This is a genomic window from Pseudomonas sp. CCI4.2 (assembly GCF_034350045.1).
Classification (GTDB): Bacteria; Pseudomonadota; Gammaproteobacteria; order Pseudomonadales; family Pseudomonadaceae; genus Aquipseudomonas.
The window spans coordinates 5,189,905-5,205,025 of the sequence record NZ_CP133781.1 but is presented as its reverse complement, the minus strand read 5'-3'; the positions used below and the strand labels follow the sequence as shown (position 1 = coordinate 5,205,025).

6 protein-coding genes are annotated in these 15,121 nt (G+C 58.1%); 3 read left to right on the top strand and 3 right to left on the bottom strand.

From position 1 onward, the window contains the following. The first annotated feature begins 175 nt into the window (after positions 1-175). Together pap and RHM65_RS23645 are read left to right on the top strand one after the other, a co-directional pair. On the top strand, positions 176-1,675 hold the full coding sequence (gene pap / locus RHM65_RS23650) for a polyphosphate:AMP phosphotransferase (protein WP_322168263.1): 1,500 nt from the start codon (positions 176-178) through the stop codon (positions 1,673-1,675). Positions 1,676-1,790: 115 nt separating this feature from the next. Then, positions 1,791-2,975 carry a thiolase family protein gene (locus tag RHM65_RS23645; protein ID WP_322168264.1) on the top strand — a complete coding sequence of 395 codons (1,185 nt, stop codon included), beginning with the start codon at positions 1,791-1,793 and terminating at the stop codon, positions 2,973-2,975. A 196-nt stretch (positions 2,976-3,171) separates the two neighbouring features. Here RHM65_RS23645 and RHM65_RS23640 read toward each other — a convergent pair whose 3' ends face one another. From RHM65_RS23640 to RHM65_RS23630, 3 genes are read right to left on the bottom strand one after another with little or no spacing between them, the layout of a single operon-like run. Then, complete coding sequence (locus tag RHM65_RS23640) at positions 3,172-4,524, bottom strand: HlyD family type I secretion periplasmic adaptor subunit (protein WP_322168265.1); 1,353 nt, start codon at positions 4,522-4,524, stop codon at positions 3,172-3,174. Between the two features lie 12 nt (positions 4,525-4,536). Continuing rightward, on the bottom strand, positions 4,537-6,681 hold the full coding sequence (locus tag RHM65_RS23635; RefSeq protein WP_416194787.1) for a type I secretion system permease/ATPase: 2,145 nt from the start codon (positions 6,679-6,681) through the stop codon (positions 4,537-4,539). Positions 6,682-6,715: 34 nt separating this feature from the next. Further along, positions 6,716-8,074 carry a TolC family outer membrane protein gene (locus tag RHM65_RS23630; RefSeq protein ID WP_322168267.1) on the bottom strand — a complete coding sequence of 453 codons (1,359 nt, stop codon included), beginning with the start codon at positions 8,072-8,074 and terminating at the stop codon, positions 6,716-6,718. 479 nt (positions 8,075-8,553) lie between these two features. Between RHM65_RS23630 and RHM65_RS23625 the strand changes: the two genes are divergently transcribed. Then, positions 8,554-14,937 carry a retention module-containing protein gene (locus RHM65_RS23625; protein WP_322184107.1) on the top strand — a complete coding sequence of 2,128 codons (6,384 nt, stop codon included), beginning with the start codon at positions 8,554-8,556 and terminating at the stop codon, positions 14,935-14,937. Positions 14,938-15,121: the final 184 nt, after the last annotated feature.

The window sequence follows — 15,121 nt, the reverse complement described above, 5'->3', positions numbered from 1 at the left end:
ACAGAGTTCAGAAGCGCGACATATTAACGTAATCACCGTGGCGGCCAAGGTATGGGGAGGGCGTCGCGAATGAAATCGCCCTTCCGTTGACCCATCGCAAGGATTGGCTGTCTTAACCGGACATTGATTCACGCTATCCGTTAGTCTTGGGCGATCTTGAAAGAGGAATGTGTGCATGTTCGAATCCGCCGAAATCGGTCACGCCATCGACAAAGAAACTTACGACGCCGAAGTGCCCGCGCTGCGCGAAGCATTGCTTGACGTGCAGTACGAGCTTCAACAGCAGGCGCGTTTCCCGGTGATCGTGTTGATCAACGGCGTTGAAGGCGCGGGCAAGGGCGAGACAATCAAACTGCTCAGCGAATGGATGGACCCACGGTTGATCGAGGTGCGTACATTCGATCAGCAGACGGATGAGGAATTGGCCCATCCGCCGGCTTGGCGTTATTGGCGGCAATTGCCAGCCAAAGGCCGCATGGGGATTTTTTTCGGCAACTGGTACAGCCAGATGATTCAGGGCCGGGTCCACGGTACGTTCAAGGACGCCAAACTTGATCAAGCGATCAACAGCGCCGAGCGTCTGGAAAAAATGCTGGTCGATGAAGGTGCGCTGATCTTCAAGTTCTGGTTTCACCTGTCCAAGAAACAGATGAAAGCTCGGCTTAAGGCGCTTGAGGATGACCCGTTGCACAGCTGGCGCATCAGCCCGCTGGATTGGCAGCAATCGAAAACCTACGACAAGTTCGTGCGTTACGGTGAGCGCGTACTGCGCCGGTCCAGCCGAGATTACGCGCCTTGGTACGTGATCGAAGGCTTAGACCCGCATTACCGCAGCTTGACCACTGGACGGTTATTGCTCCAAGGCATGCAGGCCGCGTTGGCCAATGGCAAAGCCAAGTCGGTGCCGACGCCTTTGGAGCCGCAAGCGCCCACCGTCAACGAGCTGAGCCTGTTAACCAGCCTCGACATGACTCTGCACTTGGACAAGGACGACTACGAAGAGCAACTGATCACCGAGCAAGCGCGGTTCTCGGGCAACATGCGTGACAAACGTATGCGCAAACACGCGCTGGTGGCGGTGTTTGAAGGCAACGACGCGGCGGGTAAAGGCGGGGCTATTCGGCGTGTCGCAGCGGCGTTGGACCCACGTCAGTACGCGATTATCCCAATTGCTGCACCCACCGAAGACGAACGTGCGCAGCCCTATTTGTGGCGCTTTTGGCGGCAGGTCCCGGCGCGGGGCAAATTCACCGTGTTCGACCGTTCCTGGTATGGCCGAGTGCTGGTTGAGCGGGTCGAGGGATTCTGCAGCCCAGCGGACTGGATGCGTGCCTATAGCGAGATCAATGACTTCGAAGAGCAATTGACCGAGGCCGGCGTCGTGGTGGTGAAGTTCTGGTTGGCCATCGATGAAAAAACCCAGCTGGAGCGCTTCGAAGCACGGGAGAAAATTCCGTTCAAACGCTTCAAAATCACCGACGACGATTGGCGCAACCGTAAAAAATGGCCGCAATACCGCGCGGCAGTGAATGACATGGTTGACCGCACCAGCACCGAAATTGCCCCGTGGACCTTGGTTGAAGCCAACGACAAGCACTGGGCGCGGGTCAAGGTGTTGCGCACCATTAACGAAGCACTGGAAGCGGCATTCGCCAAGGACAACAAATCCAAGTGATCCGATGATTTTCCATACAGCCAATGAATGATCATCGCGCAGTGCAGTGACCTGGACTTATGCTCAAGGGAGTTTTAGCAACCTTCCTCGCCCCAAATAAGAACGGAGATGTGCCATGCGTGAAGTGGTGATTGTCGACAGCGTGCGGACTGGCCTGGCCAAGTCGTTTCGCGGCAAGTTCAACCAGACCCGTCCCGATGACATGGCGGCGCATTGCGTCAACGCGCTGTTGACGCGTAACGGTTTGGACCCCGCGCTGGTAGAAGATTGCATCGTTGGTGCGGGCTCCAACGAAGGCGCTCAGGGTTACAACATCGGGCGTAACGTGGCGGTGCTGTCGAAGCTGGGGATTAACGTGCCCGGCATGACCCTCAACCGTTATTGCTCGTCGGGCTTGCAGGCGATCGCTATCGCGGCTAACCAGATTGCTTCCGGATGCAGCGACGTCATCGTCGCGGGCGGGGTTGAGTCCATCAGCTTGACGATGAAAAGCGTCAATATGGACAACCTGATCAACCCGCTGCTGAAAGAGCAGGTGCCCGGCATTTATTTTCCCATGGGTCAAACCGCTGAAATCGTGGCGCGGCGTTACCACGTCAGCCGCGAGCAGCAGGACCTTTACGCCTTGCAGAGCCAGCAACGAACGGCGGCGGCTCAGACGGCTGGGCTGTTTGATGACGAAATCGTACCGATGAAGGTGACCTACCGCGTGGAGGATAAAGCCACGGGTGCGATCAGTTTGGTGGAAGGCATCGTTGATCGTGACGACTGCAACCGCCCTGACACCACGCTGGAGAGCCTGGCCAGTCTGAAACCGGTGTTTGCCGAAGACGGTTCGGTGACAGCGGGAAACTCGTCGCAATTGTCCGACGGCGCGTCAATGACGCTGATCATGAGCCTGGATAAAGCGCTGGAACTGGGTTTGAAACCCCGGGCGTTTTTCCGTGGTTTCACCGTGGCCGGATGCAACCCGGATGAAATGGGCATCGGCCCGGTGTACTCGGTGCCCAAACTGCTGAAAGCCAAGGGCCTGCAAGTCGCTGACATCGACCTCTGGGAACTCAACGAAGCCTTCGCCTCACAGTGTTTATACGCCCGTGACCGGTTGGGCATCGACAACGAAAAGTACAACCTCAGCGGCGGCTCCATCTCCATCGGCCACCCCTTCGGCATGACCGGCTCACGCCAAGTCGGCCACCTGGTCCGCGAACTGCAACGCCGCAACCTGCGCTACGGCATCGTCACCATGTGCGTCGGCGGCGGGATGGGTGCTACGGGGTTGTTTGAGGCGGTGAAGTAAAACGGTATGGCCTTTTCCCGATATGAATTGGTGCCCATTTATGGGGAAGCGAATGACGTGATCGCCCTCGTTGTGAATGACACACATTCTGTGGGAGCAGGCTTGCCTGCCAATGCCATTACTCGATCTGCCTGACTCTCCTTGGAGTGTCGCCCGCGCAGATCTGCTCCTTCAGAGATTTGACTTGTCTGAGCGTCTACCGCTCCCTCATCGCCTCGGTATGCGCTTTCAGCACCGGCTTGAGCAGATAGTCCATGACGCTTTTTTCGCCGGTGATGATGTCCACGGTGGCGACCATGCCGGGGATGATCAGCAGCGGTTTGGCGTCGGAGCCCAGGTGGTTTTTGTCGGTGCGGACTTGGATTAAATAGAAGCTGTTGCCCTTGTCGTCGGTGATGGTGTCGGCGCCGATCAGTTCCAGTTTGGCTTTCAGGCCGCCATAGATGGTGTAGTCGTAGGCGCTGAATTTGACCATCGCCGGTTGTCCCGGGTGCAGGAACGCCACGTCTTGCGGGCGGACTTTGGCTTCGATCAGCAGGTTGTCTTCCAGCGGCACGACTTCCACCATGTCGCTGCCAGGCTGAACCACGCCGCCGATGGTGTTGACCTTCATCACCTTGATGATGCCGTGTACCGGTGAGACCACCGTGGTGCGGCTGACTCGGTCGTCGATGGCGATGCTGGTGGCCGTGAGTTTCGACAGGTCGGTGCGTTTTTGATTGAGGTCTTTCGAGGCGTCGGAACGGAACACGAGTTCCGATTCCTGGACCTTGCTTTTGATCTCGTTGATGGCTGCTTCAGCCCGAGGAATCGCCAAGGTAGTGGCGTCCATGGAACCCCGCGCTTCGACGGCATTGCGTTTCAACCGGAGAATTTCCACCGGTGATACGGCGCCGGTGTTCACCAGCGGTGCCGACATGTTCATCTCTTGCTGAAGCAGGCTCAGGCTGTTGCGGAATTGCTCCTGTTTGGAGCGAAACTCGGCCAGCTCTTGGGTCTTTTGCAGCAGTTGCTGGTTCAGCGTGCGTTGTTCGCTGCTCAGGCGCCGCTGCCGGGAGTCATACAAGGACTGCTCATCGGCGGCGACCTGTGGGGCTTTTTTTATCACCTCGTCCGACAGCTTGAACGGCCGGCCCTCGGCTTCCGCCGACAAACGCTCAACCTGGGCGATAAGGGCGTATCGGTCGGCTTCGCTTTCGCCTTTGTTTGACAGAAAACGCGTGTCGTCGAGGCGCAGCAGGGTGTCGCCCTTGTTCACCATTTGCCCTTCATGGACAAAAATCTCGGTGACGATCCCGCCTTCCAGGTTCTGAATGACCTGCACTTTGCTCGACGGAATCGCTTTGCCCTCGCCCATGGTGACTTCTTCGAGCACCGCGAACTTGGCCCAAACCAAGGCCGCGATGATCAACGACGCGGCAATCCAGACGGTCAAGCGTGAGCCTCGAGGCGAGTCCTGGGCGGCAACCCCGGCCACTTCAGGCATGAATTCGGTGTCGGCGGATTTGCCGAAATGAAAGTAGCCGCGTTGGCCGGTCGTTGCTGACATATGAGGGGCTTCCTAGACCGCTGCCGAGCCGACGCGGCCCTTGCGTAGTGCTTCGATGACGATGTCTTTTGGGCCATCGGCGACGACTTTGCCGTTGTCCAATACCACTAACCGATCCACCAGACTGAGCATTGAGGTGCGGTGGGTGACCAGTAATAAGGTTTTGCCTTGCATCCAGCCATGCAGGCGCTGACGCAAGTCCTCTTCGCTGCTGTTGTCCATGGCGCTGGTGGGTTCGTCGAGCAACAAGATCGGTGGGTCCAGCAGTAACGCCCGGGCCATCAATACCGCTTGGCGTTGTCCGCCGGAGAGCAGTTGCCCGCGTTCGCCCACCGGCCGATCAAAGCCCTGCGGGTGTTGCCGGGCCAGTTCACTGACGCCGGTCATTTCCGCCACTTCAAGCATTCGCGCATCGCTGACGTAGCGCGCGCCCAAGGTCAGGTTATCGCGCAGGCTGCCGGCAAGCAGCGGCAAGTCATGGGCCACGTAACCGATTTGTTGGCGCAGATCTGCCACGTCCAATTGACGCAGGTCCAGACCGTCGAGCAATAGCTGGCCTTCTTCCGGGGCGTAGAAGCCCATGACCAGTCGCGCCAAGGTGCTTTTGCCTGAGCCGCTGCGGCCGATGATGCCGATTCGCTCGCCGGGTTTTACCGAAAAGTTGACCGCGTGCAGCGCCGGGGTGCTTTGACCGTTATAGCGGAAGGTAACGTGATGTGCCTCCAGCGCGCCTTTAAGTTGGGTGCGTTCCAAAGGTCTTTGCTTAGCGTCGCGCTCTTGCGGAAGGGCCATCAGCGCGTCGGTGCTTTTCATGGTCAGTTGCGCTTGCTGGTAGCGCGTAATCAACCCGGCGATTTGCCCGAGCGGCGCCAGCACCCGGCTGCCGAGCATGTAGGTAGCGACCAGCGCACCGACGCTCAAATTACCGGCGATGATGCTGTACACCCCGGCAACAATGGTCGCCATGCCGCAAAACTGCTGGATGAACAGCGTGCCGTTAGTGGCCAGCGCCGAGAGGTTGCGAGCATGGCTGTCGAGGCGGGTGAGGGCACCGTGGGTGGTTTCCCATTTGTGTTGGCGCTCACTTTCGGCGCTGCAGGCCTTGAGGGTTTCCAGACCGCCGAGGGTTTCGATCAGCAGTGCCTGGCGTTCGGCGCCCAAGGATAAACTTCGCTGCACGGTGTCGCGCAGTCGTGCCTGGATCACCAGGGCGAAGATGATGGTGATCGGAAACGCCACCATAGGAATTACCACCAGCCAACCGCCGAGCAGGCCGATCACGCCGAGCATTAGCACGGCGAACGGCAAGTCGATCAAGCTGGTCAGGGTGACTGCCGTGAGAAATTCCCGCAGGCCCTGAAAGTCATGAATGCTTTGCGCGAAGCCGCCGATGGTTGCCGGTCTGGCCTTCATCGCCATCCCGGTAATGCGTTCAAACAGGGTCGCCGAGAGGATAACGTCGGTTTTCTTGCCGGCTTGATCCAGCAGATGCGCGCGAACCAACCGCAGGATCAGCTCGAATACCGTACCGACCAACAGCCCGATGGATAACACCCACAGGGTTGAGGTGGCTTGATTGGGCACGACTCGGTCATAGGTTTGCATGACGAACAACGGCACCATTAACCCGAGTACGTTTATGCACAAGCTGGCGAGAATCGCATCGCTGTATAGCCAACGCGAGAGTTTCAGGGTGTCGCGAAACCAGGCTTCAACCCGAGGCACCAGCGGTGAGCGCAAGTCTTCGAGTTCGTGGCGCGGGCGGGCGAACAAGGCTTGGCCGCCGTAATTTTCCAGCAGTTCTTCGCGGCTAACCCACTGCTCGCCGCCCTCGGCTTCGCTGGGCAGAATCAGCGCCTGCCCGTCGTCGGACCACCGCCTGAGGATGGCGCAGCGGTTATTTTTCAGCACTAACAGCACCGGCAGGCTCAAAGCCGACAGGTCATTGAGTTCCCGTCGCAACAGGCGCGCTTGCAAACCCGCGCGAGCGGCAGCCCGAGGCAGCAGATCAAGGGTCAACCGCTGCTGCTTCAGTGGCAGGCCAGCACTCAGGCTGGCCCGACTCACAGTGCAGTCATGCAGTTTGCAGAGAATCAATAGACCATCAAGCAAGGGGTCATCGAAGCTCAACCGAGGGTCAACTGACACGTTTTCCATGGTGGTCAAATTAGGCTACTCCGGACGACAACCGTCATTTCAGTTCGGGCAAATGGGCTTCGCTTTTGACGTCCGAGAGCGCCACGGCTTCGGCGGGTAACACCACGCGCAATTGACGCAACAAATCGCCAGTGGTCGCTAGCACGCGATACATGGAGTACTCCTCGGTGTAACGCACCTCGGTGTAGCGGCGGGCGGCATTGAACAGTTCGTTTTCACTGTCCAGCAAGTCGAGCAGGGTCCGCTGGCCGAGGCCGAACTGATCCTGATACGCCGCGCGAACCTTGGTCGTGGTTTCAGCATATTCCCGGGCGATGGGGGTCTGGACGTGGGCGTTATTCATGGCATGCCAGGCCAGCGACAGGTTTTCGTTCAGCGTGCGCAGGGCGTTGTCGCGAATGTCCATGGACTGATTGATGCGGTATGCGTCGCCCTGCAAGCGGGCCTTGTCACGGCTACCGTTGAACAGGTTGTAATTCATCACCACGGCTGCGCGCCATTCATTGTCGTAGCCGGGTTCGCCTTGCAAGTTTTCGTTGGCGCCGGTTGCCAGCTCGGCATCGAAACGCGGGTAGAACGGTGATTTGGCGACTTCGTATTGGCTTTCTGCTGATTGCACGTCGGCTTGGGCTGACTTCAAGTACGGGTTGTTTTCCAGCATCGAGTGCTGGGCATCCACCAAGTTGACCGGCACTTGGCCTTTGATGGTCGGCGGGGTCTCCAGCTCGTCGGGCATACGGCCCACGGCACTGAAGAAGTTCGCCTCTGCATCAGCCAGGTCTACCTGAGCGGTATAGAAGTTATCTTCTGCCAAGGCGCGACGGGCTTTGGATTGGTCGAGGTCGGCATTGGTGCCTACACCCCGGGTGCTGCGTAAGCCGATCTGATCATTGATACGCAGGTGCGCTTGAAGGTTGTTCTTGGCAAGGGTCAACAGTTCTCGCCGCTTCAGCACATCGAGGTACACCTCGATGGCGCGCAACGCGACATCTTCCGATACGCCTTGAACGTAATAGGCACGGGAGTTAACCACCGACTGGGTGCGTTGAACTTCGTTGGGTGTATTGAACCCATCGAACAGCATTTGCCGCAACCGCAGCTCAGACTGGGTGTAGTTGAGCGTCTCTCTACCGTTGTTACCGGTCAGCGCTCGGCTGGTGGGGCTGTCGGTGCCCTCACGGCCGTACCCGGCAACTAAATCCACAGTCGGCAGGTACCCGCCCTTGGCAATTTTGACGTCTTCATTTGCGGCCAGTCGATTGTTCGAATTGGAGTGAATCTCCGGGTGATATTGGATAGTGCTTTGTATCGCCTCGGTGATTGACATGGCTTGAGCATTTGCACAGGTCATTGCTAACAAAATTGCGCTGCAGAGGGGGTTTAAAACGCGCATGTACTTCTCCCTATAACTCAATGAAGTGTCATCGTCGCCAATAAATTGGCGAAAAACACTGCTAAAACCGTATCAGAATTGTAACAACAGGGTTAAGAAGTTTTTGACGCTCCGTTAAGACGATTTTTTCATAACGTTTATGCCAAAAAAAACTTATGCGTCGTTCTGATTTACGGACATTGTTCAACTCTTAAAACGCTTTATCGCTAGCGCCATAGGGGTTTTAGTCGATTTCAAGCAAACTTCAAATACGATTAAAAAAATAAAATGAAAGTGTAAAAAGGGTCAAAAACAAGGTTATACGAGGTGACGGTTTATTGTCACTTTGCTGCTGGCCTAGTGATATTGCGTTGCTTTTTGTGAACGGTTTTCGGTCGATATGTAACGTTTAGTTCGGGATTTGTAAGAAAGCCGCTTTTTAAAGTCCGGCGTTTTTACAGATCCAATAGCCGACAGACGTCGGTAACGGAGGAGTGGATATGGCCAAGTTGATCGGTACCATCACGCACGTTGTGGGTGAAGTCTTCGCGGTGGCAGGTGATGGGGCCCGCCGTGCTTTAGTAGCAGGTGATCGGGTGTTCGCAGGCGAGCAGCTGCAAACCGGACCCCTAGGTGCTGTTGCCGTGCACCTTGCGGACGGTGGCGAACTGACGTTGGGGCGAGACAGCAGCATGCCGCTGACCCCCGAAATTCTGGCCAACCATGCAACACACATCGACACTCCGGACACGATGGCGCCGAGCCAGGCGCAGTTGACCGATGTGCAAGAATTGCAACGCGCCATCGCGGCCGGTGATGACCCGACCAAAGTCGCTGATCCAACCGCCGCAGGTCCCACCGTCAATGGTGTTCCTGGCGAGCAAGGGGGCGGGCACTCCTTTGTATTGCTAACGGAAGTGGGTGGGTCAGTTGCGCCGACAGTCGGTTTCCCGACGGCGGGATTGAGCAGCTCAGCGATATTTCCTGAAGGTCAGGTCGCTACTCTTCCCGATAACGGCTCGGGCACGCCGGCAGTGGTCGTTGCGCCGCCTGACACCAGTATCAGTATCGTCGGATTGGACGTGAGTGGCGGCGAGTTGACTGTAAACGAGGCCAATTTACCTTTGGGGTCGGCGTCCAATCCGAGTGCTTTGACCCAAAGCGCAAGCTTCACGATCAACGCGGCGGACGGTGTGAAAGGTTTGACCATTGGCGGCGTCAGCGTTATCACCAACGGCACGGCCAGTGGATTTCCCCAAGCGATTGATACCGGGCTCGGCAATACCCTGACTGTGACCGGCTACAACCCGGTGACCGGCGTAGTCACCTACACCTATACCCTCAACGGCGCCGAAACCCACTCACCGGGCGATGGTGCTAACAACCTGATTGACCATCTGCCGGTGGTAGCGACCAACAACGACGGCAACGTGGCCACTGGCAGTGTCGACGTCAACATCACCGATGACGTGCCCACTGCGATCAACGACAGCAACCCCGGCACCGCCACCGAAAACCTGATCACCTTGGCCGGCAACGTATTAACCAACGACATCCAGGGCGCCGACCGAATCCCGACGGGACCGATTGTGGCCGGGACGTTCGTCGGAACCTACGGCACCCTCGTGCTGGCAGTGGACGGCACTTATACCTACACCCTCAATCCCAATAACCCGGGCTTCGTCGCCTTGCACGGCGGCAACGGTAACGGCACGGAGACGTTCACCTATACGCTTAAAGATGCCGACGGCGATACCAGCCAGGCGAACCTGGTGTTGCAGATCCACAACAACGATAACGGCGTGATTATTGCTGGCCTGAATGGCGAGGGCACCGACGCCACGGTGTATGAGAAAAACCTCGCTACCGGCAGCAGCCCGGACGCGACCGCGTTGACCCAAAACGGCACCTTTACCGTGACCGCCAACGACGGGGTCCAAAGCTTGTCCATCGGCGGCCTCAACGTGGTGGTGGCTGGCGTGGCCAGCGGTGTTGGCCAGTCGTTGACTACCGGATTGGGCAACACCCTGACCATCACCGGTTACAACGCTGGAACCGGGGTGGTCAGTTACAGCTACACCCTGAACGGCGCCGACACCCACCCAACCGGCAATGGCGCTAACAGCCTTACCGAGCATTTCGCCGTGGTCTCCACTGACACCGGAGGTTCGGTGGGCAACGCTTCGTTGAACGTCAGCGTGGTCGATGACGTGCCCACTGCGATCAACGACAGCAACCCCGGCACCGCCACCGAAAACCTGATCACCTTGGCCGGCAACGTATTAACCAACGACATCCAAGGCGCCGACCGGATCCCGACGGGACCGATTGTGGCCGGGACGTTCGTCGGAACCTACGGCACTCTCGTGCTGGCAGTGGACGGCACGTATACCTACACCCTCAATCCGAATAACCCGGACTTCGTCGCCTTGCACGGCGGCAACGGTAACGGCACGGAGACGTTCACCTATACGCTTAAAGATGCCGACGGCGATACCAGCCAGGCGAACCTGGTGTTGCAGATCCACAACAACGATAACGGCGTGATTATCACCGGCCTGAATGGCGAAGGTCCCGACGACACGGTGTATGAGAAAAACCTCGCTACCGGCAGCAGCCCGGACGCGACCGCGTTGACCCAAAACGGCACCTTTACCGTGACCGCCAACGATGGGGTGCAAAGCTTGTCCATCGGCGGCCTCAACGTTGTGGTGGCTGGCGTGGCCAGCGGTGTCGGCCAGTCGTTGACCACCGGATTGGGCAACACCCTGACCATCACCGGTTACAACGCTGGAACCGGGGTGGTCAGTTACAGCTACACCCTGAACGGCGCCGACACCCACCCAACCGGCAATGGCGCTAACAGCCTTACCGAGCATTTCAATGTTGTGGCTACCAATAACGATGGTGACACGTCGAATGCGTCTTTAAACGTCAACGTCATTGATGACGTGCCCACCGCCCACGGTGATAGCAACCCGTACTCCGCCACAGAAACCAACCCGGTCTTGATGGGTAACGTGCTGATCAACGACGTTCAAGGTGCAGACCGGATCGCCAGCGGGCCAATTGTCGGCGGCACGTTCGCCGGTACCTACGGCACGTTGGTGCTGGAGACCGACGGTTCTTATACCTACACGCTCAACCCCCACGATGCGGATTTCATCGCCCTGCACGGCGGCGCCAATGGTACTGAAGTGTTTACTTACACGCTCAAGGATGCCGACGGCGATACCAGCCAGGCGAACCTGGTGCTAACCATTCATAACAACGGTCAACCGGTGACTGTCGATGGCCTGAACGTGTGCGGCGGCGAGCTGACCGTTTATGAGAAAAACCTCAGCAACGGCTCCAGCCCGAATGCAGCGGCACTGACCCAGCACGGCGAGTTTGTGGTTCATGCCCCGGATGGGTTGCAGAGCCTCAATGTCGGCGGAATCAACGTCGTCAGTGGTGGGGTGGTGCAAGGCTTCCCTGGCTCGGTTTCAACGGTCATTGGCAGTTTACTAACGGTGACCGGTTATAACGCCCAAACCGGCGTGGTCAGCTACAGCTACACCCTTCAACACAACGCATTGCAGGCCGACGACAACGGTGCCAACAGCATCAGCGAACACTTCACGGTGGTCGCCACCGACAGCGACGGCAGCTCGGCGTCTGGCGTCATTGACGTCAATGTGGTTGATGACGTGCCGACTGCCCATGCCGATACTGTCGGCGTGGTGGAGGGCGGGACCGTCAGCGGCAACGTATTGATCAATGACGTCATGGGGGCTGACGGACCTGGCGCGGGAGGCCCGGTGGTGGGCGTGCGTGCCGGTGGTGACACTTCGCAAGCAGCCTACGGAGGCTTGGGCGCTTCCATCGACGGGGTTTACGGCACGCTGGTGCTGGATGCATCGGGCAATGCGACCTACCACAGCAATCAGGATTCGGTGGGTCATTCAGGTGCGCATGATGTGTTCACTTATTCAATCCGCGATGCAGACGGCGATGTCAGTACCACGACGCTCACTATAAACGTGTCTGATTCCTGCCTTAAGGCGGTCTCCGCCCAAGGGGTCACGGTGTTTGAAAATGCCTTGGACTTGACCCAAAGTGGCCACGACCTGGCCCCTGGCACGGTGATTGGTAGCACGCCGGATTCCCCCGCGGAAACCGCTTCTGGCACGTTGGTGGGCGCGGTGTCCGGGGCGGTGGGCGCGGTCAGCTTCAGTTTGGTCGGCAGCGCTGACGGAACGCTGGTGGGCCAATACGGAGAGATTCATCTCAACGGCGATGGCACCTATACCTATACCCTGACGTCCGCACCAAAAACCTCGCCCGTTGCTAACGATGGAGCAAACGTTGAGCACGAGATCTTCACTTACCAGGCCACCGACGCCTCGGGCAACTCGGTAAGTAACTCCTTGGTCATCAACATTGTCGATGACGTGCCAACAGCCGTTAGCAGCGAACGCACCTCGACCGTGGTGGGGGTCGATTCGAACGTGCTGCTGATCATTGATGTCTCCAGCAGCATGGCCGATGCGTCGGGCGTTTCCGGCTTGTCACGCCTGGACCTGGAGAAACAGGCGATCAGCACGTTACTCGACAAGTATCAGGACTTGGGTGATGTGAAGGTTCAGATCGTTACTTTCAGCGATTCGGCGGCGGACAAAACGCCAGTGTGGGTCGATGTCAGCGCGGCCAAAGCGATCATTGGCACACTGACCGCGGGCGGCGAAACCAATTACGATGCGGCCGTCGCGGCAGCCAAGCAGGCATTCCCCACCGACGGTGCAATTGCGGGTGCGCAAAATGTCGCGTACTTCCTGTCAGACGGTAACCCGACCATCGGCGAGAACCTGAGTCCGTCCGACGAGGCCGCGTGGAAAGCTTTCCTCAATTCCAATGACATCAAGGCCTACGCGATTGGCCTGGGCTCCGGCATCACCAACACCTACCTCGATCCTTTGGCGTATGACGGCAGTACTCACACCGACACCAATGCGGTGCTGGTCACCGACTTGAGCGCACTCAATTCGGTTCTGAGCGGTACGGTGCAAAGCACGCCTATTACCGGCAGCCTGATGACCGGAGGCACTTTTGGTGCCGATGGTGGGTTTATCAAGGCGATCGTCGTTGATGGGACGTCCTACCTCTATGACCCCAAAGCCAACAACGGACAGGGCGGCCTTAGCGTATCGGGTACCAGCCACGGCACGTTTGACTCAAGCACTCACAGCGCCACGGTCGCTAGCAACGATGGCGGCACGCTGGTGGTGGACATGGACAATGGCCAATACACCTACACGCCGCCAAAAATCGGCAGCACGGCGGTGACAGAAACCTTTGGTTTTGTGGCGAGCGATAACGACGGCGACACGGCTGGCGCCAATCTGGTGGTTCACGTCAATCCGAGCGCCGCCCCGGTGGCGGTGGCGGTGGCGGACGTGGCCGTGGCGCTGGCCGACAATGTCATCACCAACATTCTGTCGCCGACCCTTACGGTGGCGGCGCAGTTGTTGTTGGCCAATAACACCGATTCTAATGGCGACAAACTGACGACCACTTCCACCACCTTCACCACGGGGTGGGCGGCAAAAGGTGCCGACTTCACTGCGACCAATGCGAACGCCATCAACTTTGCCAGTACCAGCAATAGCAGCGCCAATCAGCTGAAAACCGTGGAGCGCAGCGACTTTTTCAACAGCGCCTCGGCGTTGACGGCATTGGTGGTGCTTAACGGGTATTTGGGCGCAACCAACGCTGAGGCTGCCAACGCGCAAGACACCTACACCGTGACCCTGCACAAAGGCGAAACCGTGACCCTGAATAACTCTCAGGATGACAGTCACGTTTCAACGCAATGGCAGGACGGCAATGGTGTGCTCTCCACCATTGCCGATGGGCATTCGTTTACGGCCACCGACGATGGTGTGTATCACCTACATGTGACCAACATCGTCAACACCAGCGGTGCGACGAGCGCAACGGGGGACGAAAACTACCAACTTCAATTGACGGTCAATTACGCCGGTGCGCAAGACGTGACGGCGGATTCTCACGGCAGCTACACCGTCACTGACAGTCACGGTGGCACCAGCGTCGCGGACGTCGCCCTGCATTATCAAGCGGGCGACACGGTGCAAGGCACCAACCACAACGACATATTGATCGGCGGCCCAGGCGACGTTCATCTGCACGGCGGCGATGGTGATGACGTGTTGCAGGCCGGCAGCGGTAATAACGAGTTGTTTGGCGACAACGGCAACGATGTATTGATCAGCGGGCCGGGTAATGACTTGCTCGACGGCGGCGCGGGCAACAACACCGCCAGCTACGTCAACGCCACGGCGGGGGTCCATGTTGATCTGAGCATCACCACCGCGCAGAACACACTCGGCGCCGGGACCGATACCCTGGTCAACATCCAAAACCTCATTGGCTCGCACTTCAACGACACCTTAATCGGGGACGGTGGCGATAACATCATCAATGGCGGTTTGGGCAACAATACCTTGACCGGTGGTGGCGGCAACGACACCTTCAAATGGGACCAAGGCAATGTTGGCCATGACCTGGTAACGGATTTCAGCATCGGCGTCGACAAGCTTGATCTGTCGCAATTACTGCAAGGTGATAACTCAAGCTCGGCGTCACTGGATGACTATCTGCACTTCAAAGTCACTGGCGCCGGGGCAAGCGTGGTTACCACGATTGAAGTCAACCCCATCGTTGGCCAAGCCCCGACCCAAACCATCGACCTGGCGGGGGTCGATCTGGCGAATCATTACGGCGTAACGCCGGGGTCGGGCGGGATGGTTGCGAGTGGGCATGACACGGCGTCCATCATCACCGGCATGATCAGTGATCACTCGTTGAAGGTGGATACGGTGTGAAATACAGCGGAGGATTCGGTGGGCGAATTTATTCGCGAAGGGCTTGAAACGGGTTGCCTGAAAAATCGTCTTCGTCGGCAAGCCAACTCCCACAGAATCCGCGCTTGGCTGCATCTGGGTCTGGTTGCAGTTCTGTGGGAGCAGGCTTGCCTGCGAAGGTAACGGCGCGGTGTGTTTGGTAAAC